Source organism: Lentzea flava, from assembly GCF_014648475.1.
Taxonomy (GTDB): Bacteria; Actinomycetota; Actinomycetes; order Mycobacteriales; family Pseudonocardiaceae; genus Lentzea; species Lentzea flava.
In genome coordinates this window covers 25,430-45,767 of record NZ_BMRE01000057.1, presented here as the reverse complement: position 1 = coordinate 45,767, position 20,338 = coordinate 25,430, and the positions used below count along the sequence as shown (strand labels likewise).

Here is a 20,338-nt window from a genome sequence, read left to right as displayed (position 1 = left end):
CACACCCACACCCAAGATCGCTAACAATCCATCGGTGGATCCGGGCTCAGGTGAACAAAAGCGCCGTTCATCGTTTTTTCGGGGCTAGCTGACGGACTGGACGATCACGGCGCCGTTGCCGACGGTGTTCTCGTCCGACGTGCGCACCTCGAGCTCACCGCGCAGCACGCGGCCGGCACCGGGCTGGCCGAGCGGCGTGAGGACGCCCGACGCGTTCCACGACGCACCGGCGGCGCGGTCGGCGTTGCTGTCGGTCACGGTCAGCGTGCCGAGACCGGCGGCGGTGTAGACGTCGAAGTAGTCGTACTCCGTGGTGCCCGCGGGCACCGAGTAACCATCCACCTGGACGCGCCACAGACCGGCGGCCGGAGCGTTGACGGTGACGGACTCCTCGGAGTCACCGTCCGCCGACTGACCGGCGACCACGCACGTGCCGGACGTGCAGTTCAGCACGAACAGGTCGAGGTCGGCAGACGCGTCGGCCGGGTTGCCGATGGTGGCCGTCAGCTTCGAGGCACCAGCGGGAACCTGGATGTCGAAGAAGCTGGTCGCCAGGTTCGCGATCGACGGACGGCCCGACTTGGCGCTGCCGACCGCGCCCGCCACGAGCCGGCCGTTGAACGCGGCCTGCGTGTTCGTGACGGTGTAGCTGCGGTTCAGCGGGACGCCCAGCGCCGCGGACGCGATGACGTCCGGGTTCGGGCTGATCGACGTGCCGAGCACGGACGCGGTCACCGAGTACGGCGCCAGGTCGGCGTCGGAGGTGCGGCGCGCCTCGACCACGATCTCCCACACACCGGCCATCGGGCTGGTCACCGTGCGGCTGGTCGGGGTGCCACCGGAGCAACCGGCACCCGCGTCGGGGTTGTAGCAGTTGGTCGAGCTGGTCACGTCGAGCGGAACGCCCTGCGGGGTGAAGCGCAGGAAGCGGACCTGGCCCTTGCCGGCCTCGGCGCCACCGGCGTTCATGTCGACCTTCAGCGCGGTCGTGCCCTTCGGCACGTTCACGAAGAGGCTGGTCGACTGGTTGCGCGCGATCGTGCCGGACTTGGTGACCGAGAACTGGTTGGCGGCGTTGAAGGTCTGCGCCGCGAACACGGTGTTCAGGGTCTGCACGTCGACACCGGGGGTCTCGACGTCGTCCAGCTGCAGGACGGCGCTGTGCACGCCCGCGCTCGTCGCCTTGATCTTCACCGGGAACTGGACCGGCTTGTTCAGCGGCAGGTCGACCGTCTTGGCCGCCTTGAACGTGCCGTCGTTGCCCTTCCAGGAGACGTTCCACGTCTCCATGTGGTCGTGACCGGTGGTGCGGGTCAGCGTGTAGGTGCGGGTGTACTCCTGGCCCGCGGTCACGCCCTCGCGGTCGTGGATGCCGACACCGGTGTTCGGGGTGGCCAGCAGTCCACTGAGGACGGTGTTGACCGGAACCGAGGTGGTGACCTTGTTCGGCACGCCGTGCTTGTCCAGCAACGACCACGCGGCGTTCGTGTTGAACAGACCGGCGCCCTGCTCGTAGGCACCCAGGGTGCTCACGAAGTTGGCGCTGCGCTGGATCGCGTACCGCAGCTCGGCGCTCGTCGGGCGCTGGCCGTTGTGCTCGGCCTTGTAGGCGCTCACGAGCAGCGCGGCGGCACCGGTCGCCTGCGGGGCGGCCATCGAGGTGCCGTTGAACATCGCGTAGCCGGCGGGGAGGGTGTAGGTGCCCGCCACCGGGCCGGGCTGCTGCCAGCGCGGCGTGGTGGAGATCGCCGAACCCGGCGCGACGATGTTCGGCTTGAAGCCGCCGTCCTCACGCGGGCCGCGCGACGAGAAGCCGTGCAGGTTCTGCTTCTGCGCGGTCTTCGAGCCGTAGTTGGAGAGCCAGGTCGCGCTGGTGATGTAGGAACCGACGCTCACGGCGTCCGTGGCGACCGACGGGTCACCGACGGTGTTGGCGCCGGCACCCGAGTTGCCCGCCGAGATGAACAGCTGGACGTTGTACTCGTTGATCGTGCGGTTGTAGAGCTCCGCACGGGCGTTGTTGCCGTCGTTGAGGGCCGGGAGGCCACCGATGGAGATGTTCACGACGTCGGCGCCGTTGCGCGCGGCGTAGAGGACACCGTCGATCAGGCCGGAGCTGGTGCAGGACGGCGTGGAGAGGCAGGCCTTGATGGCCATCAGCTTCGCACCGGGCGCGGCACCGGCCATCTTGCCGTCGAACAGCTTGTAGGCCGAGGTGATGCCGGCGACGTGCGTGCCGTGCGCGGCACCCGAGATGCCCAGGTTGACGTACGGCGTGCCCGCGTTGTCGTAGATCGAGCGGTCGGTCTGCACGACGAACGCGACGCGGTCGACCACCGGGGTCGCGGGGTTGTCGGTGCCGAAGAAGCCGACGTCCTGCTTGACCTTGTAGTCGAGCATCCGCTTGTTGTTGGTGAAGTCGCCGTCACCGTCGGTGTCGACGAAAACTTCCTTCGTCGTGATGTCCTGGATGACACCGAACGAGTCGGTGCGGTCGCCGTCGCGGTTGATGTCACCGCCGGTCTCGGACGCGGCCGTGCCCAGGTCGCCCGCGGTCTCGCGGAAGAGGCCGAACGAGTAGGGGCCGCCGGTCGCCGGCGCGGTCCACTCACGGCCGCCGTTGGTGAACTTGCCGACGACGCCCGTCTTGGTCATGGTGACCCAGGTGCCGTCGCCGGAGTTCGTGGCGTTCGCGTTGTACCAGTCGATGATCTTGCGCTCACCGGTGCTGGTCGTCTGCAGGGCCGGGGTGTCCAGGTCGATGCCGGAGTCGATCACGGCGATCGTGGTGCCCCGGCCGTCCCACTGCGGGTGCGCGGTGGCGAACTGCGCCGCCTGCGTGTCCTGCGTCGGCATGTACGGGTTGGTGCGCGGCGTCTTCGGACCGGGCGGCGTCTGCGGCGCCGGCTGCTCCATGCCCTGCGGACGCGGGTCGTCGAGCGCGATGAGGCCGTCGACGTCCACCGTGCTGACGGACTTGAGCTTGGCCGCCTTCTCCGCGTTGTCGCGCGGGATGGTGACCTTGACGTAGTCGACGTCCTTCTCGGTCTTCTGGACCGTGGCGCCGAGCGCCTTCAGTTCGCTGACCGCGGCATCGGTCTTGCCGTCCTCGGCGGCGACCAGCAGGTCGACGGTCGGCTTGCCCTCGCGGGCGGCCTGGTCGACGAGCTCGCGGTCCTTCTTGTCCAGCTGCTTGTCGGCGGCCGGCTTGTCCTGCTGCGCTGCGTTCTGCGCGATGGCGGGGGTGGCGGCGAAGCCGAGCCCGGCAGTGCCCAGCACCGCGGTCAGCAAGACCGTGCCGGTGCGGCGTCTCCAGTTCTTCACGGCGCGAATGCCCTTCGTGGGGTAAAGAGTGCTCAGAAGCACATCTCTTCGCCTCGCGAGGGGCAATAGTCTCCCCGGAGCATTCTGTGGTTCCACATTGGACTGTTCAGCGGCTTGTCAGGGCAACGTTTTAGTGCCGCACGTTTCGCATTTGCCGTGGAACGAGCAGTTGCCCTCCAGTCAAGAGCTGATGGAGGGGAATGTCAAGGCCTGTGTCAACGGTGAATGACGTTGCCGTGTAACAGGATCCCGTCAGCGAACGATGGACTGATCGCTATTTCCGCGCAACAGCGACCGCAATCTCGACCGCAGGCGCCCGACGATCCCCTGGCCGGTCGCGAGCGGTTTCGGCTGCGCCCCGCACGCCGGGCAGTTCTGCCGGTGCACGGCCAACGCGCGCTGGAGTTCCTTGATCTGACTCGCGGTCCGTTCGGGCACGGAGTCCTTTTTGATCGACAGCAAACTCAGCTCGGTGAGCGTTTCCGTGCGATGCCTCAACCGCACCACGGGCGCGATCGTGTGGAAGAAGATCAGGTTGCGCCGCCGCACGGGCTCGATCGCGGCAATGCCGCACCACGGGATCACCGTGCGGCCTTCGAGGTCGGTCGACACGATGCCCTCGTCGGTGAGCCGCGTGCCCATGGCAAAGCCGCGCCACGCCACGGCGCCGCCCATGACAAGCCACAGGCCGCCGAACACGATCGCGTACCAAGGGCCGTCGAGCATCGCCACCGGGCCTGCCAGGGCGACGGCGGCGCCGAGCCCGAACAGGACCCATCTCCACCTGGTGTGCATCTCCCCATCCTGTTTACCCGATTCGGGCGCATAGCATTGTTCGGTGCGAAACCAGGACCTGCCTCTGCGGGCGGAGTTCCGCGGTCTGCCCGAGGTGCCCGCGGGTCAGGTGGTCACCGGGCTGATCCCGCATGAGCCGCCCAACTTCCAAACGCCTGTCGCGCTCGCGTTGTTGAGTGAGCCGGTCTGTGTGCTGACCGGGCAGCGCGGGGTGGGCAAGACGCAGCTCGCCGCGGCTCATGCGCGGCAGCGGGTGCGGGACGGGTGGCTGGTGGCGTGGATCGGCGCGGAGACCGAGGACCAGATCAGGGCCGGGATGGTCGAGCTCGCCGACCGCCTGGGGTTGTACCGGCCGGAGGACGGCGCTGACATCACGGCCGCGAGGGTGCGCAACCACCTGCAGACGCGGCCTGGGCCGGCGCTGCTGGTGTTCGACAACGTCGTGTCGCTCGACGCGGTCAGACCCTATCTGCCGGCTGTCGGCGCGACCCAGGTGGTGATCACCAGCACGGTGCGCGGATCGCAGATCAAGGGCGAGGTCCCGGTGGAGGTCTTCGACCAGGAGACCGCCTTGCGGTTCCTGCGGGAAGCGACGGGGCTCGACGACGGCGTCGCCGCTGCCGAACTCGCCCACGAAGTCGGCTACCTGCCGTTGGCCCTGGCGCAGGCGGCGGCGCGGATCAGGTCTGCTCGCTGGGGCTACCCGAAGTACCTGGAGAACTTCCGGAAGTTCCCGGCGGAGAAACAACTCAGCAGGCGGGACGGCGACCCGTACCCGCTCGGTGCGGCCACCGCGGTGCTCATGGCGTTGGAGCCGTTCCAAGACAGCGAGCTGGTGGCGGTGCTGTCCCTGCTGTCCCCCGAGGGTGTTTCCCGGCAGGTGCTCGGCGATGAGGCCGACGACGAACTGGCGCGGTTGTACGAGGCGTCGCTCGTGGACTTCGGAGGCGATTCCTCCGTGCGCATGCACCGGTTGGTGCAGCGGGTGATCCGCGACCGCAGCAAGGGCACGACCGCCGAACTGAAGGCGTTCGTGAACGCGGTCAAGCTGCTCACTCACCGAGCGGATTTCGGCGACGGCTGGCGGCATCGCCGCCTCGGCAACGAACTGGTGCGACAGATCGAAGCGTTGTGGGCGAACACCGGCTCCACGCTGCGGCTCGAGGTGTTCGAACTCGTGCTCACGCTCCGACTCTGGGCAGCCAAATTTCTACGGGACGTCGCCGATTTGAGCTCGGCGGCATCGATCGCGGAGAGCTCCTACGCAGAAGGTCGCACGCGGCTCGGCGAAGGGCACCAGCTCGTCATCGACCTCCGAGACGAGATCGCGAACGCCGACGGCAACCTGCCCGACAACGACCTGCACCTCATGCAGGCCGAACTCACCACGGCCCAGAAGACCCTCGGCGAGGACCACCGGGTCACTCTCGACACGGCTCGGCGGCTCGGACGGCGCTACCTCGATCTCGGCCGGGCCGACGAGGGTGTCGCGGTACTCGAGCAGGTCGCGGAGCTGTCACGACGGCGCCCGCGTGACACCGGGGAGGCGCTCGACCTGGCAGACGACCTCGCATCCGCGTACGTCGCCGCAGGCAGAGCAGACGACGCGTGCACGATCATCGAATCAGCTCTGCAGGACAAGCTGACGACCCTGGGGCCGGTGTCGCCGTCGACGCTCCACACGATGATGTCGGCCGTGAACGCCTACGTCGCTGCCGGACGATACGACGACGCGGCAACGCTGTGCAGCCAACTGGCCACCGCGTCCTCGGACACTCTCGGCCTCGATCACCCGCTCACCCTGATGGCCGCCAGCATGTTCGGAGTCGTTCTCCGCCTGCGCGGGGAGCGCGAGAGCTCGGCGGACCTGCTCCTGGCCACGTCCGAGGTGGTCGAGCAGTTGTTCGGGGAGGACCACAAGCTCACGGTGATGATCAGGCAGGCGCTCGGGCACATTCGGCGAGACTGAAGGCTGATCAGGCGCTACCTTGCGCCCATGGACCTCAAGCTGGTCGCCGACGAGCTCTACGGGCTCCCCCCGAAGGAGTTCACCGCGGCCCGCAACGCCGCCGCCAAGCAGGCGGGCGACAAGGACCTCGCCAAGGCCATCGCCGACCTGCGCAAGCCGACCGTGGGCGCTTGGGCGGTGAACCGGTTGGTGAGGGACGCGCCGGCGGGGCTGGAGGAGGCTCTGGGCCTCTCCACGGCGCAGCTGACCATGCGGGAGCTCGGTCGCAAGCGCAAGGAGCTGCTGGAGACGCTGGTCTACCGCACGCTGGAGCTGACCGGGCCGCTCGCCGACGATGCCGTCACGCAGGTGCGGAACACCCTCACGGCGGCGATGTCCGATCCCGAGTCCGCTGAGCAGGTGCGGGCGGGGCACCTCACCAAGGCGCTGGAGTACTCCGGGTTCGGGTTCGCGACGCCGCTGCCGGAGCCCGCGAGCACCGACGGCGAGGACGCGCTGGCCCGCAAGCGGCGGGAGCGGCAGGAGCGCAAGCGGGCCGAGGCGCAGCAGGCGTTGGACGAGGCCGAGCAGGCCCTCGGGGAGGCGCAGGCCGACCAGCTGGCGGCGCAGCGGGCGTTCGACCGGGCCGCGGAACGGCTGGAGGAGGCCAAGCGGATCTCAGCGGCGGCGGAGAAGGCGCGCAAGGCCGCCGAGCGCAGGCTCACGGAGCTGAGCTAGAGCGGTCCAGGGAGCCCCACTCGTCGGAGTGCTGGGCGTTGACCATGTCCTCGCACTCGCTCAGCGCTGAATCGGCCACCCAGGCGAGCGGCTCCAGGCAGCGGACCAGGGGCTCGTTGTCCGGGCCGCGGCCCACCTCCTCGCCGCGGAGCACCCAGGCGCGCACGTCAGGGCCTCGCAGGTCGCGCAGGTGGCGGTAGTCGAACAGGCGGCGTGCCACCCACAGCTCGCGCGAGCGGTCCTCCCACCACGGTTCGACGCGCAGCGGGCTCGCGGACAGTCCTGGCAGGTCAACGCCGGTCAGGGAGTCGCGCGAGGTCGAGGCGGCGTCCGCGTCCGGGCCCTTGGACCAGCGGATGTAGACGTCGTCACCCAGAAGGCCGACCAGGTCGGCGAGATTTGTGATCGTGGGCAGTTCATCCGTCACACCTGGTGACATACCCCGGTCGAACCTGAAGACAACCTGAAGGAATTGAGCCTGGTCACAGTGAAAGGCGACCGGAACACCACGCTCCGGTTGTACGTTCAACAATGTGGTTGGCCGCGGGCGCTGGAGCCCGCGCCAGGACGATCCGGCACCCCCAGGCTGGAAAAGTCCTTCCGCAGGCGTCGTGCGCTCGCGCCGCGGTCAACCCGCCGTCGACCGGCACTCCGGAAACCCCCCTCACCGGTAGTGGCGGTCGACGGCACCCTCTCAGAGGTTGTACTGGTCGTGCCGGGCGTAGAACGCCTCCAGCTCCTCCGGCGGCAGCCCCTTGGCCTCTCCGACCTCCAGGAAGAACTTCTCGCGGGCGATCCCCGGCGAGAACAGGATCAGCATCCGGACGGGCGCGTCGCTGTCGTTGCGGAACGCGTGGGGCCGGTTCGGCGGCACGTAGAGGAAGTCGCCCTCCCCTCCCTTGATCCACTCGTCGCCGTCGAACAGCGAGATCTCGCCTTCGAGCACGTAGAACGACTCGGAGAAGGTCTTGTGGAAGTGCGGGCGGGCGCCGGGCTGGCGGGCCTCCATCCGCCACTCGAACAGGCCGAACTCGCCGTTCGTCACCGATCCGGGTGCCACGAACCTGGTGGTCCTGGTGCTGAACCCCACTTCAGAAGCCGGCCGGAAGGTCATCGTCGTCTACTCCCCAGAAAGTGAACTTGATTCAGGTCTCGTGCGTGACCAGCGGTGGATCTATGCTCGCCCGATGGCACATGACGCGGATGTCATCGTCGTCGGCGCAGGCCTCGCAGGTCTCGTCGCGACCGCAGAGCTCGCGGACGCGGGCCGCAAGGTCATCCTCCTCGACCAGGAGCCGGAAGCGTCGCTCGGCGGCCAGGCCTGGTGGTCGTTCGGCGGGTTGTTCATGGTGGACACCCCCGAGCAACGCAGGCTTCGGGTCAAAGACTCGCACGACCTGGCGCTGCAGGACTGGATGGGCTCGGCGGCGTTCGACCGGGAGAGCGACCACTGGCCACGGCTGTGGGCGCAGGCCTACGTGGACTTCGCCGCCGGGGAGAAGCGCTCCTGGCTCTACAACATGGGCGTGCGGTGGTTCCCGTTCGTCCAGTGGGCCGAGCGCGGCGGGTACCTGGCCGACGGGCACGGCAACTCGGTGCCGCGGTTCCACGTCACCTGGGGCACCGGTCCCGGCGTGGTCGAGCCGTTCGAGCGTCGGGTACGCGAGGGTGTGGCGAAGGGGCTCGTCACGCTGAAGTTCCGGCACCGGGTCACCGGCCTCAACGTCACCAACGGCGTGTGCGACGGCGTGTCCGGCGAGGTGCTGGAGCCCTCGTCGGTCGCCCGCGCCGAACCGAGCTCGCGCACGGTCGTCGGCGACTTCTCGCTCAGCGCCCAGGCCGTCATCGTCACGTCCGGCGGCATCGGCGGCAACCACGACCTGGTGCGGCGCAACTGGCCGGAGCGGATGGGCACGCCGCCCAAGTTCATGCTCGCCGGTGTGCCGGACTTCGTGGACGGGCACATGATGGAGGTCGCGCAGAAGGCCGGCGCCTCGATCATCAACGCCGACCGCATGTGGCACTACCCCGAGGGCATCGCGAACTACGCGCCGGTGTGGTCGCGGCACGGCATCCGCATCCTGCCCGGCCCGTCACCGCTGTGGCTCGACGCGGACGGCAACCGCTTGCCGATCCCGCTGTTCCCCGGCTTCGACGCACTGGGAGCGTTGCAGCACATCACCTCGCGCGGCGACGAGCACTCGTGGTTCGTGCTGAACAAGAAGATCATCGGCAAGGAGTTCGCGCTGTCGGGCTCCGAGCAGAACCCGGACCTCACGGGCAAGGACACCCGCGCGGTGCTCAAGCGCGCGCTGCCGGGCGCCGTCGCGCCGGTGGAGGCGTTCGCCCGGAAGTCCAAGGAGTTCATCCAGGCCGGCACGGTCGCGGAGCTGGCGCGCGGCATGAACGCGTTGACCGGGGACGACCGCATCGACGCCGCCGCGCTGGAGAAGACGATCATCGAACGCGACCGCCAGGTGACCGCGGGCCTCAGCAAGGACATGCAGGTCAACGCGATCCGCGCGGCCCGCCACTTCCTGACGGACAAGCTGATCCGCGTCGTCGAGCCGCACCGGCTGCTCGACCCCAAGGCCGGTCCGCTGATCGCCGTCCGGTTGTCCGTGATCACGCGGAAGACGCTGGGAGGCCTGCACACCGACCTGTCCTCGCGGGTGCTCGACACCTCCGGCGAGGTGCTGCCGGGGCTGTACGCGGCCGGTGAGGCAGCCGGGTTCGGTGGTGGTGGCGTGCACGGGTACCGGGCGCTGGAAGGAACCTTCCTCGGCGGCTGCCTGTTCTCCGGCCGGGTGGCCGGGCGTGCGGCGGCCGACGCGGTCTCTTAAGTTGCACAGGTCGAACTGAGACGAAGCACTCGCCGTTCCTTGCCGCGTAATGAAGTTCCCCGCGGAAAGGAACGGCGAAATGCTGTTACGAGGTGGAATCACGGCTGCGCTGGTCGTACTCACGATGGCGGGCACAGCCGTGGCGGACCCGTCCGCTCAGGTCGTCGGCGGCACACGGGCGTCCATCAAGGACAACCCGTTCGCGGTGTACCTGGCGCCGACGGCCGACACGCGCGACCCCCGGTGCACCGGTGTGGTGGTCGCACCGGACAAGATCCTCACGGCCGCGCACTGCGTCGACGAGGGCGTGACGGGTCCGAAGCCGATCCCGTTGACCAAACGCGTGGTCGTGGCGGGGCGGGAGAACGTCCACAGCACAGGCGAGGGTGTCGTCGCGAAGCTCACGAAGATCGTCATCAACCCGAAGTACGACGGCATCTCCTTCGACTCCGCGGTCCTGACCCTCGACCGCTCGCTGAAGCAGAAGCCGATCAGGATGGCCGGTGCCGCCGACCGCCACCTGTACGCACCGGGCAGGTCCGCCACCGTGATGGGCTGGGGTGCGGTCAAGGAGGGCGGCAGCACCAACGGCTACCTGATGAAGGCCTCGATCCCGATCCTGGACGACGAGACGTGCCGCGTCTTCTGGGGCAAGGACGACGAGGGCAACGACTTCTACGAGAACCGGTCGATGCTGTGCGGCGGCCACCAGGAGGGCGGGATCGACGCCTGCAACGGTGACTCCGGTGGTCCGTTCGTCGCCGGCGGCAAGCTGATCGGCCTGGTGTCGAAGGGCGTCGGCTGCGCAAGGCCTGACCACCCGGCGATCTACGCGCGAGTCGACGCCATCAACTCGTGGGTCGCAAAAGAGATTTCGCACTGATCTCGCGTGGTGGACGCGGGTTGACGGTCACCCGGCTTGCGGCTGTGCTGGAAGGCATGACGCAGATCGGTGTTCTGGTCGGCAACCCGCGGCCCGCCTCGCGCACTCTGCAGGCGGCCCTGGCGTTGCGCGAAGCCCTCGCCGCGACACTCGGCGTGCCCGTCGAGGGGCCGGTCGTCGAGGCGGCCGCGCTGGCACCCGCCGTCTTCACGGACCCGGACACCGTCAAGGCCGCGCTGGACACGGTGGCGCAGGCGGACGTGCTGGTGGTCGCGACGCCGACGTACAAGGCCGCCTACACCGGGCTGCTCAAGGCCGTGCTGGACCAGGCACCCGCGGGGTGGTTGCGGGGCAAGGTCGTCGTACCGCTCCAGATCGCCGCGTCCGACAGGCACGCGCTGGCCGTCGAGGTGCACCTGCGGCCCGTGCTGGCGGAGCTGGGAGCGCTGGTGCCCCAGACGGTGTTCCTGAACGAGGCCGCGCTACCCGCCGACGTCACGGACTTCGACCTGGACGCCCTGAAGGTGCTGCGATGAAGGAGCAACTGCGCGACGCGTTGAGGCATCACGCCCAGGCGGTCACCATCGTCACCGCGAGCGGCGCTGACGGGCCGGTCGGCACGACGGTCTCGTCGTTCACCTCGGCCTCGTTCGAGCCGCCCCTGGTCGTCGTGTGGATCGGCGAGGGTGCGTCGGTGTGGCCGGTTCTGCGCACCGCGCCGTTGTTCGCCGTGCACCTGCTGGACGCCGGGCAGACCGAGCTCGCGACGCTCTTCGCCACTAAGGGCGTCGACCGGTTCGGCGCCGGCACGCGCTGGCAGCCCGACGAGGACGGCGTGCCGCGGCTGCTGGACGCGCCGGTGCGGTTGCGCTGCCGGACCGCGCGGCGGATCGCGGTCGGCGATCACGTCGCGCTCGTCGGCGAACCGCTGGACATCACGCACTCGGACATCGACGCGCCCCTGGTGCGGCACCAGGGGCGCTACACCTCAGTCGCCTAGCGTCCGCAGGATCTCCCGCGCGAGGGTGTCGTTCTGGCGGAACGCCGGGGCGTTCGTGTTCGGGCGTGCGAAGGCCGCGAACGCTTTCTGCGTGGTGTAGGGACCAACGGCGAACCGCACCGGGTCCTCCTCGCCGCGGTCGTTGATCAGACGGCCCTCCGCGGACACCCGCACCAGCCCCGCGTCGTCCTCCGAGATATCGCCGACCGCGCGCAACGACTTCAGCACCGGGTCGGCCGTGCGCGAGAGGGTGTGCGTGGGCAGGCGTGCTTCGATCAAACCGTTGGCACGCACCACGTCCGGCGTTGTCGGGCTGCCCGCCAGGAACGCGCCGTCCACCGCCTCCACCCACATGTCGGCGCCGACGAACCGCACGATTCCCGCGCGGGACAACGCCAGCAGCTCCTCCAGCCGATCCGGTGGCGGGCCGGAGGCGAGGTAGCTGAAGTAGCCGTGCCACCAGCCGTCGAACGGCATCAGCCGCGGCAGCTGGCCGTAGACCGACAGCAGCGCCAGGAACGCACCCAGATCGGCGCTGTACCGCGGATCCGAGCGCCGGGCAACGTCCGCCTCGACGTACGAGCGCAGGTGGTGCTGGAACTCCTCTCCTGACGCGAAGGTCAGCCCGGCCAGCGGGCGGTCCAGGCGTTCGAAGTCGATGCGGTCGGCCGGATCAGGCACCGCGAGGGCCTCCAGCTCCCGCATCTCGGTGCTGTACCAGGGCAACGCCGCGAAGCTCACCGCGAACTCGGTGAACGGCATCCGCACCAGGCCGGGATGACCGGTGAAGAGCTCGTGGTAGTGACCCCACGCGATTTCCTTGGCCATCAACGGCCACACGTCGGCGCGGAAGTCCAAACTTCTTCCCTTCAACGCATCCGCGACGAAGAAGTGCGGTAGCGAAGGCCGGGTTCCCTGCAGTCGGTAGCCGGTCTTCGAGTGGTAGGGGACGCCACGCCGCGAGCCCACGAACAGGCGCGGCTCCGAACCCGAAGGCAGATAACGCACTTCGCCGCCAGAGCGGACGAATCTGCCGCCACGCCCCTCGGTCAGCAGCACCATGAGGTCGATGAAGGCGAGGCCGAAGCCGCGCATCACGACGTCGCCGGTGACAGCGGACAGATCCGCGTCGGCGGAGTACAGCGGAGGAAGGTAGACCAGGCCGTGCTCCTCGGCGTGCTCGGCCAGCTTGCGGTGCTCCGGCTCGGGTTCCGCGTCGAGGTGGCCGAGCGCCAGCACCAGCACGTCGGCCCGCAGCGACTCCCCGCTGTCGAGCCACACCCAGTTGCCGACGACCTTCAGCGCCCGTGCCGGATGCACCGACACAGAGATGTTCGCAGGCAGAGATTTCCGGACGTGGTCGAAGAACCACGCCAGATATCCGCTCTGCACCTGACGTGAGGGGAACGACGTCGGCTCGACGCCACCCCACTCCGCCAGCGTCGGGCCGGGGCGCACGGGGCCCGCGCCGTCGAAGCTGGAGTCCGTGAAGACCGTGACGTCCTCGGCCATGGAGTTCATGCGCAGCAACGGAGACTGCGCGTGCCTCCACACCCGGCCCGCACCCGGCGGGTGCGGATCGACGACGTGCACGGCCAGCTCCAGCGACGGCGACTGGGCGGCGATGCGTTCCAGCAGACCGGCGGCACGAGGGCCGCCACCGATGACGACGAGTGTGCGCATGCGCGTCTTTCCGTTGGAGGGCAACGAGAAACAAGCCGCGCCCCTCAACGCGAACACCTCCACGGTACCCCGCGTGTGCAAGCAAATCCCGCTCTGTGGACACCGTTGCGAGCACCGATCGTCCGGTGCTGGACTCGGCTGGCGTCTCCCTCAACGCACCTACCAGCTCTGGGGAATCCGCCATGCCAGTTGAGTTTCTCGGGATCGCCGCCACGAACAACGGCTCGGAGACGACGCCGCGGACCGGTGGTTCCTTCGACAAGGACTACACGATCAGGCTCGCTCGGGCGCACGAGGACCACGGCTGGGACCGCGTGCTGTTCGCGTACGGGTCGGGCTCCCCCGAACCCGCCTCGGCCGCCGCGTACCTGGCGGCGAAGCTCGACAAGCTGCAGATCCTGCTGGCGCACCGGCCGAACGTGTCGTACCCGACGTTCGCCGCCAAGACGTTCGCGACGCTCGACCAGATCAGCGACGGCAGGCTGACCGTGCACTTCATCACCGGCGGCACGGACCACGAACAGCAGCGCGAGGGCGACTACCTGACCAAGGACCAGCGCTACGGCCGCACGCGCGAATACATCCAGATCGTCAAGAAGGCGTGGCTCAGCAGGGAGGCGTTCGACCACGACGGCGAGCACTACCACTTCGCCGACTTCGTGAGCGACGTCTTCCCGGTCCAGCAACCGCGGCCGAAGGTGTCGTTCGGCGGCTCCTCCCCCGCGGCCTACGAGGCGGGCGGCGCGGAAGCGGACATCTTCTGCCTGTGGGGCGAACCGCTCGCCGAAACCGCCCAGCAGATCGAGTCCGTCAAGCAGGCGGCGAGGAACGCGAGCCGCACCGACGTGCCGAAGATCCAGGTCGCGTTCCGGCCGATCATCGCGCCCACCGAGGAACTGGCCTGGGAGAAGGCCTACCGCACGCTCGACCGGATCGAGGCGCGCAAGGCGAACGGCCCGCTGAGCCGCCGCCACTCGCTGACCAACCCGGAGAACACCGGCTCCCAGCGGCTTCTGGCCGTGGCGGAACGCGGCGAGCGTTTCGACCGTGCACTGTGGACGCCCACCGCGAAGGCGACGGGCGGCGCCGGGAACTCCAACGCGCTGGTCGGCACCCCGGAGACGGTCGCGCAGGCGTTGCTGGACTACTACGACCTCGGCGTGGAGATCCTGTCGGCGCGCGGCTACGACCTGCTCGACGACGCGATCGACTTCGGCAGGTACGTGATCCCGCTGGTGCGCGAGGAAGTCGCGAAGCGGGACCGGGCCAGGGCCGCGTGACCACTCAGGAGGCGATTCACTAGTTCAAACGAGTGAATTCAGGGGAAAACCCACGATTCACGCGCGGGGATTCGGGTTCGGTTGGACAGGCGAAGCGTGATCAGTAAGCTTGTCTGTTGGACCCACACCCGGTGGTGGTATCGCGCGGGCTGTCACCCGTTCGACCGAATCTGGCGGAAGTGGGCCGCGCAGGCGTATCGATTGGCGTCGGACGATCGATCAGCAGATCACCCCGGTCCCCACGAATGGCCAGCTGAGCTGAATGAACACGGTCGACAGCCGAGAGCACGCTGTTCACTGGGCGGCGGCGATCTCCAGCACGCTTCTCGCGAACCTCACGCGCGGGAAACTCGAGGAACTGCTCGGCGAGTACGTCGAGCAGCTGCTCACCGGTGGTGCCGCCGAGGCTCGGCGGGTCGGCCGGTCGATGGTGGAGCACGACTTCGTCTCGTCGTCGACGCTGGAGGAGACGCTCGCCCACCTCGGCGAGCACGCGCCGGTCACGCCGGCCCAGCTGGCCGCGCTCGCCGCCGGGTACGCGGAGGGGATGCGCGACCGCACGCTCGACCAGCAGGAGATCACCCGCACGGCCGCGATCAACGCGATGCGCCGGGCCGAGAGCGCGGTGCGGGCGAGCGAGGCCAAGTTCCGGGCGATCTTCCAGAGCTCGGCTTTCCCGATCGTGGTCGTCGACCTCGAAGGGCAGATCATCGACGTCAACGAGGCGTTGCTGACCATGCTCGACTACAGGCGCGACGACATGCGCACGATCACCGGCCGCGAGCTCGCCCACCCCGACGACCGCGAGGCGTTGCGGGAGGCCGGGCAGCGGCTGATCAACTCCGATCTCGACCACCTGAGGGTCGAGGCGCGGATGATCCGCAGCGACGGCGAGACGATCCAGACGCACATGGCGATCTCGTTGGTGCGCGAGAACGAGGGCTCGCCGCCGTACTTCGTCACGATGATCGAGAACATGAACGAGATGCGCGCGCTGCAGACGCAGCTCGTCCGCCAGAGCCTCAACGACGTGCAGACCGGACTGCCGAACCGGGCGCAGTTCCTCGGCTGGATCGAGGGCGCGGTCGGCTCGAAGGGTCCGGAGGCGCTCGCGTTGGTGCAGGTCGACATCGACGGGTTCCGCGGCGTGAACGACGCCTTCGGCCACGAGGCCGGCAACCGGGTGCTGATCCACGTCGCGACGCGGCTGCGGGCGGTGTTCACCGAGGACGTCGGCAAGGTCGCGCGCATCGGCGAGGACGAGTTCGGCGTCCTGATCAAGGATCCGCGGGACGTGCGCGGGGTGATCGCGCTGGTCGAGGAGTTCACCAGGCAGCTGGAAGAACCGATCTGGATCGGCGCGCACGGCGTCGGCGTGACGACGAGCATCGGCATCGTGGCGCGGGCGGCCCGCGGCGGTGACGCGGTGGACCTGTTGCGGGCGGCGGACGTCACGGTCGGCTGGGCGAAGCGCGACGGCAAGGCGCAGTGGGCTTTGTACGACAGGGAACGGGATCTGCGCGACAAGGAGAGGTACGCGCTCGCCGCGTCGATCCCCGGCGCCCTGGAGGAGGGCCAGTTCCGGGTCGACTACCTGCCCGTCCACTCGCTGGCCGACGGATCGGTGCTCGCACTGGAGGCGAAGATCGTCTGGAACCACCCGGAGCGCGGGGTGCTGTGCCCGGACGTGTTCATGGACCAGGCCTCCGGCAACGGCATGATCCTCCGCCTCGTGCACTGGGCGCTCTCGGAGGCGTGCGAGCAGGCGGGCCAGTGGTGTTCCGCTCTGGGCGCCAGGACCCCGGCACTCTCCATCGACCTGCCGCCGAGGCTGTGCCAGGAACCCGAGCTCGTCGCCGAGGTCGCCCGCGTGCTGGACCGGACGGGGCTGCCCGCGTCGTTGCTGCGCTTCGAGCTGCACGAGCACCTGCCGTCGTTGCTGAACGACGAGCAGCTGGAGGAGCTGACGATTCTGGCCGAACGCGGCATCGGGCTCGTGCTGGACCAGGTGAACGGCGGCAACGTCGGCGTCGACCGGCTGCGCCAGCTCCCGCTCAGCGGCGTGAAGTTCACCGGCTCCGTCGTGCGCGGCCTGGACGCCGGCGCGAACAAGCTGGACGAGAGCGCGTCGGTCGCCCTGCTGAAGTGGGCGTCGGTCCTGCGCCTGCCGCTCTACGCCGAGGACGTGCGGACCGCGGCCGAGGCGGCCCGGCTGGCCGAGCTGGGCGTGACGGGCGCGCAGGGACCGCACTTCGGGCCGCCGCTGCCGGCCTCAGCCGTTTCCGCGCTTCTTCTCAGCTAGTTCTTATCAGGGATTCTTTGGCTTTTCCCACAGGCTGCTCACATGATGGCGGTCCATCGTGGAGCCATGACCGAGCAGAGCTTCCCCGCGATGAGCGGGTCACTGGTGGAACCGCAGCCAGCCGTTGCGCCGGCGCCGAAGTTCTGGCGCCGCACGGCCCCGATGCTCACCGCGGCGGCACTCGTCGCGGGGTTGTTCGGAGGTGTGACCGGCGCGGTCATCGCCTCGCCGGACTCCCCTGCCTCCTCGCCGTCGTCCGTGTCGGCGCAGACGGTCCTCAACCAGTCCACAGTGGATTGGACGACGGTCGCCGCGAAGGTGCTGCCCTCCGTCGTCCAGGTGAACCTCCAGAACGGCCTCGGTTCCGGCGTGATCCTGACCGCCGACGGCCAGATCCTCACCAACAACCACGTCGTGGCGTCCTCCGGCGGCCAGCTCACGGTGACGCTGAACGACGGCCGCCAGGTGCCCGCCACCGTCGTCGCGACCGACCCGTCGTCCGACCTGGCCGTGATCAAGGCCTCCGGCGTCTCCGGACTCACGCCGATCAAGTGGGCCGACTCCGACGGCGTCAAGGTCGGTGACGCGGTGATGGCGATCGGCTCGCCGTCCGGTCTGCAGGGCACGGTGACGACCGGCATCGTCTCGGCGCTGGACCGCAAGGTGACCGTGCCCGGCGAGGGCCGGCGCGCGTCTTCCGTGTCGTACCAGGCGATCCAGACCGACGCGTCGATCAACCCAGGTAACTCCGGTGGTGCGCTGGTGAACGCGGCCGGTGAGCTGATCGGGATCAACTCGGCGATCTACTCGCCGGCGGCGAGCAGCGGGGAGGCCGGGAGCGTGGGGATCGGGTTCGCGATCCCGTCCAACACGGCCAAGCAGATCGTGGACAAGCTGAGCTGACCCAGGGGGGAGGTCGGGGCCGCGGCACCCGCCGCGGCCCTTCCCCGTGTCAGGACAGCCAGTCCGGCCGCAACGGCATGTGCGACTTCGTGCCGTCGAGCTTCACCCCGAGCACCTGGTGCAGCTGGATGTTGTTCCGGTCGAACCCGAGCCGCGACGCCGCGAGGTACAGCCGCCACACCCGAGCCCGTGCCTCTCCGACCTCCTCGACGGCCTCCTCCCAGTGCGCCTCCAGGTTGCGGCTCCAGGCCGCCAGGGTGAGCGCGTAGTGCTCCCGCAGGTTCTCCTCGTGCCGCACCTCGAACCCGGTGTCGTGCATCTGGGACACGATGTACCCCGGCCCGACCAGCTCGCCGTCCGGGAACACGTACCGGTTGATGAACGGCCCGGACAGCGACCTCTCCTTGTTGTTCGGCCGCGTGATGCAGTGGTTGAGCAGCCGTCCGCCGGGCTTGAGCTTGCTGTACAGCGACGAGAAGTAGCCGGGCAGCTTGGCCTTGCCGATGTGTTCGGTCAGGCCGATCGACGACACCGCGTCGAAGCCCGTCTCCCGCACGTCGCGGTAGTCGAGGTGGCGCACCTCGGCCAGGTCGGACAGGCCTGCCTCGACGATCGCCTTCTGCGCCCACTCCGCCTGGTTGCGCGACAGCGTGACGCCGATCGCGCGCACGCCGTACTCGCGGGCCGCGTGCATGACCATGCCGCCCCAGCCGCAGCCGACGTCCAGCAGTCTCATGCCGGGCTTCAGGCCGAGCTTGCGCGCCACCAGGTCGTGCTTCGCGAACTGGGCTTCCTCCAAAGTGGACTCGGCGGTCGGGTACACCGCGCAGGTGTAGGCCATCGACGGGCCGAGGATCCACTCGTAGAACTGGTTCGACACGTCGTAGTGGTGGGCGATGGCCTGCTGGTCGCGGGCCTTGGAGTGCCGCAGGCCGCGCAGGCGGGTCTCCTGCGGCGGCGGGGTCACCTTGTGCGACAACCGGATCCGGCCGAGGAAGCGGAGCAGCTCGACGCGTTGCAGCCACGGGAGTTGCCGCAGGGAGAACTCCGAGAGCTGGGAGAGGCCGGCGTGCACGTCGCCGAGGATCTCCAGGTGACCGGTCACGTAGGCGCGGGCGAGCCCGAGCTCACCTGGTGCCGAGGCCAGGTAGGAGAGTGCTTCCGGCGTCTTGATGTCGATGGCGACCGACGCGGCCGACGGGCCGGCGGTGCTGCCGTCGTAGGCCTGGAAGCGAACGTCGCTGCCACCCGTGATGCGCTGGAAAATGGAGGCCAACCGCATTCATCGTCCCCTGACACACTTGGCGTACAGATCAGGCAAGCGGTTCGTCTGGTCGTACCGGGACTTCACGGACCGGTAGTGCGAACCGTTGTAGTGCCGCCAGAACTCGTCCTCGCTGTAGTAGGAGTCCGAGTACAGCGACTTGTGACCGCCCAGCCGCGCCACCTCGCGCTCGATCAGCCGGTTGCGGTCACCCATCTTCTCTCCCGGCCGCACCGGGACCTCCGACCAGAACCCGACGTTGACGTACAACGTGTCCGGGTCCATCGGGTAGAGCGGCCAGCCCGTGGTGTCGCGCAGGCGAACCGGGCACAGCCACACCGGCGAGATGCCGATCTCGCGGTCGAAGAAGTCCAGGAAGTCGGCCAGCGCCGAGACCGGGATCTCCACGTCCTGGATCACCGGTTCGACGTCCACCCGCGGCCTCAGCTGCCGATGCTTGGCCACGAGCTTGCGGTACACGTCCGAACGCAGGTAGCGCTTCGGCCACAGCCGCCGCACCACCGGGTTCTGCGCACCGAACGCCCGCGAGCACCAGAACCAGTCGGTGTCCCAGCGCCACAGGTAGTCGTGGATCGTGAGGTGGTCCGTGCGGCGCTTCTGGATGGACCGGTAGTAGATCTGGTTTCCGGTGTAGTCGGACGTGTACGGCGCGATGTCGGCGTAGTGGCCCAACGTCAGGTACATCTCGCCACGCGAGAACACCGTGCCGTCGACGAAGTCCGCCGAACCGTCCGAACACACCTCCTCGATGACGGCGGCGCATTCGGCGAACGAGCCGAACGGGACGTGCCGCAGCCGCACGTACTGCCGCACCGGTTCCAGCTCGATCTCCAGCCGCAGCGCGTAGCCCAGCGTCCCGTAGGAGTTGGGGAACGCGCGGAACAGGTCGTCGTCCGGTTTGGCGACCACGACCTCGCCGTCGCCGGTGAGGATCTCCAGCTCGCGCACGGACTCGTGCGGGAGTCCGTTGCGGAAGGACGTCGACTCGATGCCCAGACCGGCGACCGCACCGCCGATCGTGATGGTTTTGAGCTGCGGCACGACCAGCGGCATCAAGCCGTGGCGCAGTGTCGCGGCGACGAGATTCTCGTAGGTGGTCATGCCCTGCACCTGCGCGGTGCGTCCGACCGGGTCCACCGCCAGCACCCGGTCGAACCTGCCGACGTCCAACCCGCCCGACTGCTCGGCGCGGAACCGGAAGAGGTTCGACGTCTTCTTCGCGAGCCGCACCGGCGCACCTTCGCGCATCGCGGCGTACTGCGCAGTCAGCGCAGCTACGGCCGTGCTGTGCCCATGGTCACTCACCAGAACGACGTTATTCCTCGTCAGCGCCGTTGGCACGCCCAAAAGCCCG

At 68.9% G+C, this 20,338-nt stretch carries 16 protein-coding genes; 9 read left to right on the top strand and 7 right to left on the bottom strand.

What is annotated here, in order from left to right:
• Nucleotides 1-84: 84 nt before the first annotated feature.
• Nucleotides 85-3,324: a S8 family serine peptidase gene (locus IEZ09_RS38880; protein WP_189258852.1), complete on the bottom strand. Its 3,240-nt coding sequence runs from the start codon at nucleotides 3,322-3,324 to the stop codon at nucleotides 85-87.
• A 252-nt stretch (nucleotides 3,325-3,576) separates the two neighbouring features.
• The gene (locus IEZ09_RS38875) at nucleotides 3,577-4,056 is read right to left on the bottom strand and encodes a hypothetical protein (protein WP_189258851.1); all 480 of its coding nucleotides are present in this window, start codon (nucleotides 4,054-4,056) and stop codon (nucleotides 3,577-3,579) included.
• Between the two features lie 106 nt (nucleotides 4,057-4,162).
• Here IEZ09_RS38875 and IEZ09_RS38870 point away from each other — a divergent pair, with 106 nt between their 5' ends.
• Together IEZ09_RS38870 and IEZ09_RS38865 are read left to right on the top strand one after the other, a co-directional pair.
• Nucleotides 4,163-6,088 carry a tetratricopeptide repeat protein gene (locus IEZ09_RS38870; protein WP_189258850.1) on the top strand — a complete coding sequence of 642 codons (1,926 nt, stop codon included), beginning with the start codon at nucleotides 4,163-4,165 and terminating at the stop codon, nucleotides 6,086-6,088.
• 27 nt (nucleotides 6,089-6,115) lie between these two features.
• Complete coding sequence (locus IEZ09_RS38865) at nucleotides 6,116-6,805, top strand: hypothetical protein (protein ID WP_189258849.1); 690 nt, start codon at nucleotides 6,116-6,118, stop codon at nucleotides 6,803-6,805.
• Here IEZ09_RS38865 and IEZ09_RS38860 read toward each other — a convergent pair.
• Both IEZ09_RS38860 and IEZ09_RS38855 read right to left on the bottom strand, forming a co-directional pair.
• Nucleotides 6,789-7,232 (bottom strand): DUF6098 family protein, encoded by a 444-nt coding sequence (locus IEZ09_RS38860; protein ID WP_229813334.1) that lies wholly within the window; start codon nucleotides 7,230-7,232, stop codon nucleotides 6,789-6,791. The genes IEZ09_RS38865 and IEZ09_RS38860 overlap by 17 nt on opposite strands.
• 267 nt (nucleotides 7,233-7,499) lie before the next feature.
• Nucleotides 7,500-7,919, bottom strand: coding sequence for a cupin domain-containing protein (locus tag IEZ09_RS38855; RefSeq protein ID WP_189258847.1), 420 nt, complete (start codon nucleotides 7,917-7,919; stop codon nucleotides 7,500-7,502).
• Between the two features lie 73 nt (nucleotides 7,920-7,992).
• Here IEZ09_RS38855 and IEZ09_RS38850 point away from each other — a divergent pair, with 73 nt between their 5' ends.
• The 4 genes from IEZ09_RS38850 to IEZ09_RS38835 all read left to right on the top strand — a co-directional run bounded on the left by IEZ09_RS38850 (nucleotide 7,993) and on the right by IEZ09_RS38835 (nucleotide 11,531).
• On the top strand, nucleotides 7,993-9,648 hold the full coding sequence (locus IEZ09_RS38850; protein WP_189258846.1) for an FAD-binding dehydrogenase: 1,656 nt from the start codon (nucleotides 7,993-7,995) through the stop codon (nucleotides 9,646-9,648).
• Nucleotides 9,649-9,727: 79 nt separating this feature from the next.
• Nucleotides 9,728-10,531, top strand: a complete 804-nt coding sequence (locus IEZ09_RS38845; protein WP_189258845.1) for a S1 family peptidase — start codon at nucleotides 9,728-9,730, stop codon at nucleotides 10,529-10,531.
• A 56-nt stretch (nucleotides 10,532-10,587) separates the two neighbouring features.
• A complete protein-coding gene (locus tag IEZ09_RS38840) occupies nucleotides 10,588-11,067 on the top strand; it encodes an NADPH-dependent FMN reductase (RefSeq protein WP_189258844.1) in 480 nt (159 codons plus the stop codon).
• On the top strand, nucleotides 11,064-11,531 hold the full coding sequence (locus tag IEZ09_RS38835) for a flavin reductase family protein (RefSeq protein WP_189258843.1): 468 nt from the start codon (nucleotides 11,064-11,066) through the stop codon (nucleotides 11,529-11,531). The genes IEZ09_RS38840 and IEZ09_RS38835 overlap by 4 nt, the downstream gene beginning before the upstream one ends.
• On the opposite strand, the gene IEZ09_RS38830 is transcribed toward IEZ09_RS38835, so the two are convergent.
• Nucleotides 11,520-13,214 (bottom strand): FAD/NAD(P)-binding protein, encoded by a 1,695-nt coding sequence (locus IEZ09_RS38830; RefSeq protein ID WP_189258842.1) that lies wholly within the window; start codon nucleotides 13,212-13,214, stop codon nucleotides 11,520-11,522. The genes IEZ09_RS38835 and IEZ09_RS38830 overlap by 12 nt on opposite strands.
• A gap of 182 nt (nucleotides 13,215-13,396) precedes the next feature.
• On the opposite strand from IEZ09_RS38830, the gene IEZ09_RS38825 reads away from it, so the two are divergent.
• The 3 genes from IEZ09_RS38825 (at nucleotide 13,397) to IEZ09_RS38815 (ending at nucleotide 17,699) form a co-directional block, all read left to right on the top strand.
• Entirely contained in the window at nucleotides 13,397-14,494 is a 1,098-nt protein-coding gene (locus IEZ09_RS38825) for an LLM class flavin-dependent oxidoreductase (protein WP_189258841.1), read from the top strand.
• 262 nt (nucleotides 14,495-14,756) lie between these two features.
• Complete coding sequence (locus IEZ09_RS38820) at nucleotides 14,757-16,796, top strand: putative bifunctional diguanylate cyclase/phosphodiesterase (protein ID WP_189258840.1); 2,040 nt, start codon at nucleotides 14,757-14,759, stop codon at nucleotides 16,794-16,796.
• A 66-nt stretch (nucleotides 16,797-16,862) separates the two neighbouring features.
• Nucleotides 16,863-17,699: a S1C family serine protease gene (locus tag IEZ09_RS38815; RefSeq protein ID WP_189258839.1), complete on the top strand. Its 837-nt coding sequence runs from the start codon at nucleotides 16,863-16,865 to the stop codon at nucleotides 17,697-17,699.
• Between the two features lie 49 nt (nucleotides 17,700-17,748).
• On the opposite strand, the gene IEZ09_RS38810 is transcribed toward IEZ09_RS38815, so the two are convergent.
• Both IEZ09_RS38810 and IEZ09_RS38805 read right to left on the bottom strand, forming a co-directional pair.
• On the bottom strand, nucleotides 17,749-18,981 hold the full coding sequence (locus IEZ09_RS38810; protein WP_189258838.1) for an SAM-dependent methyltransferase: 1,233 nt from the start codon (nucleotides 18,979-18,981) through the stop codon (nucleotides 17,749-17,751).
• Nucleotides 18,982-20,232, bottom strand: coding sequence for an FAD-binding oxidoreductase (locus IEZ09_RS38805; protein WP_189258853.1), 1,251 nt, complete (start codon nucleotides 20,230-20,232; stop codon nucleotides 18,982-18,984).
• Nucleotides 20,233-20,338: the final 106 nt, after the last annotated feature.

Bases quoted from the DNA above. Each gene is read 5' to 3' on its own strand.
- IEZ09_RS38840 (WP_189258844.1), top strand. From the start codon at position 10,588: ATGACGCAGATCGGTGTTCTGGTCGGCAACCCGCGGCCCGCCTCGCGC.
- IEZ09_RS38830 (WP_189258842.1), bottom strand. From the start codon at position 13,214: ATGCGCACACTCGTCGTCATCGGTGGCGGCCCTCGTGCCGCCGGTCTG.
- IEZ09_RS38820 (WP_189258840.1), top strand. From the start codon at position 14,757: ATGAACACGGTCGACAGCCGAGAGCACGCTGTTCACTGGGCGGCGGCG.
- IEZ09_RS38805 (WP_189258853.1), bottom strand. From the start codon at position 20,232: ATGCGCGAAGGTGCGCCGGTGCGGCTCGCGAAGAAGACGTCGAACCTC.
- IEZ09_RS38825 (WP_189258841.1), top strand. From the start codon at position 13,397: ATGCCAGTTGAGTTTCTCGGGATCGCCGCCACGAACAACGGCTCGGAG.
- IEZ09_RS38810 (WP_189258838.1), bottom strand. From the start codon at position 18,981: ATGCGGTTGGCCTCCATTTTCCAGCGCATCACGGGTGGCAGCGACGTT.
- IEZ09_RS38835 (WP_189258843.1), top strand. From the start codon at position 11,064: ATGAAGGAGCAACTGCGCGACGCGTTGAGGCATCACGCCCAGGCGGTC.
- IEZ09_RS38845 (WP_189258845.1), top strand. From the start codon at position 9,728: ATGCTGTTACGAGGTGGAATCACGGCTGCGCTGGTCGTACTCACGATG.
- IEZ09_RS38865 (WP_189258849.1), top strand. From the start codon at position 6,116: ATGGACCTCAAGCTGGTCGCCGACGAGCTCTACGGGCTCCCCCCGAAG.
- IEZ09_RS38815 (WP_189258839.1), top strand. From the start codon at position 16,863: ATGACCGAGCAGAGCTTCCCCGCGATGAGCGGGTCACTGGTGGAACCG.
- IEZ09_RS38855 (WP_189258847.1), bottom strand. From the start codon at position 7,919: ATGACCTTCCGGCCGGCTTCTGAAGTGGGGTTCAGCACCAGGACCACC.
- IEZ09_RS38850 (WP_189258846.1), top strand. From the start codon at position 7,993: ATGGCACATGACGCGGATGTCATCGTCGTCGGCGCAGGCCTCGCAGGT.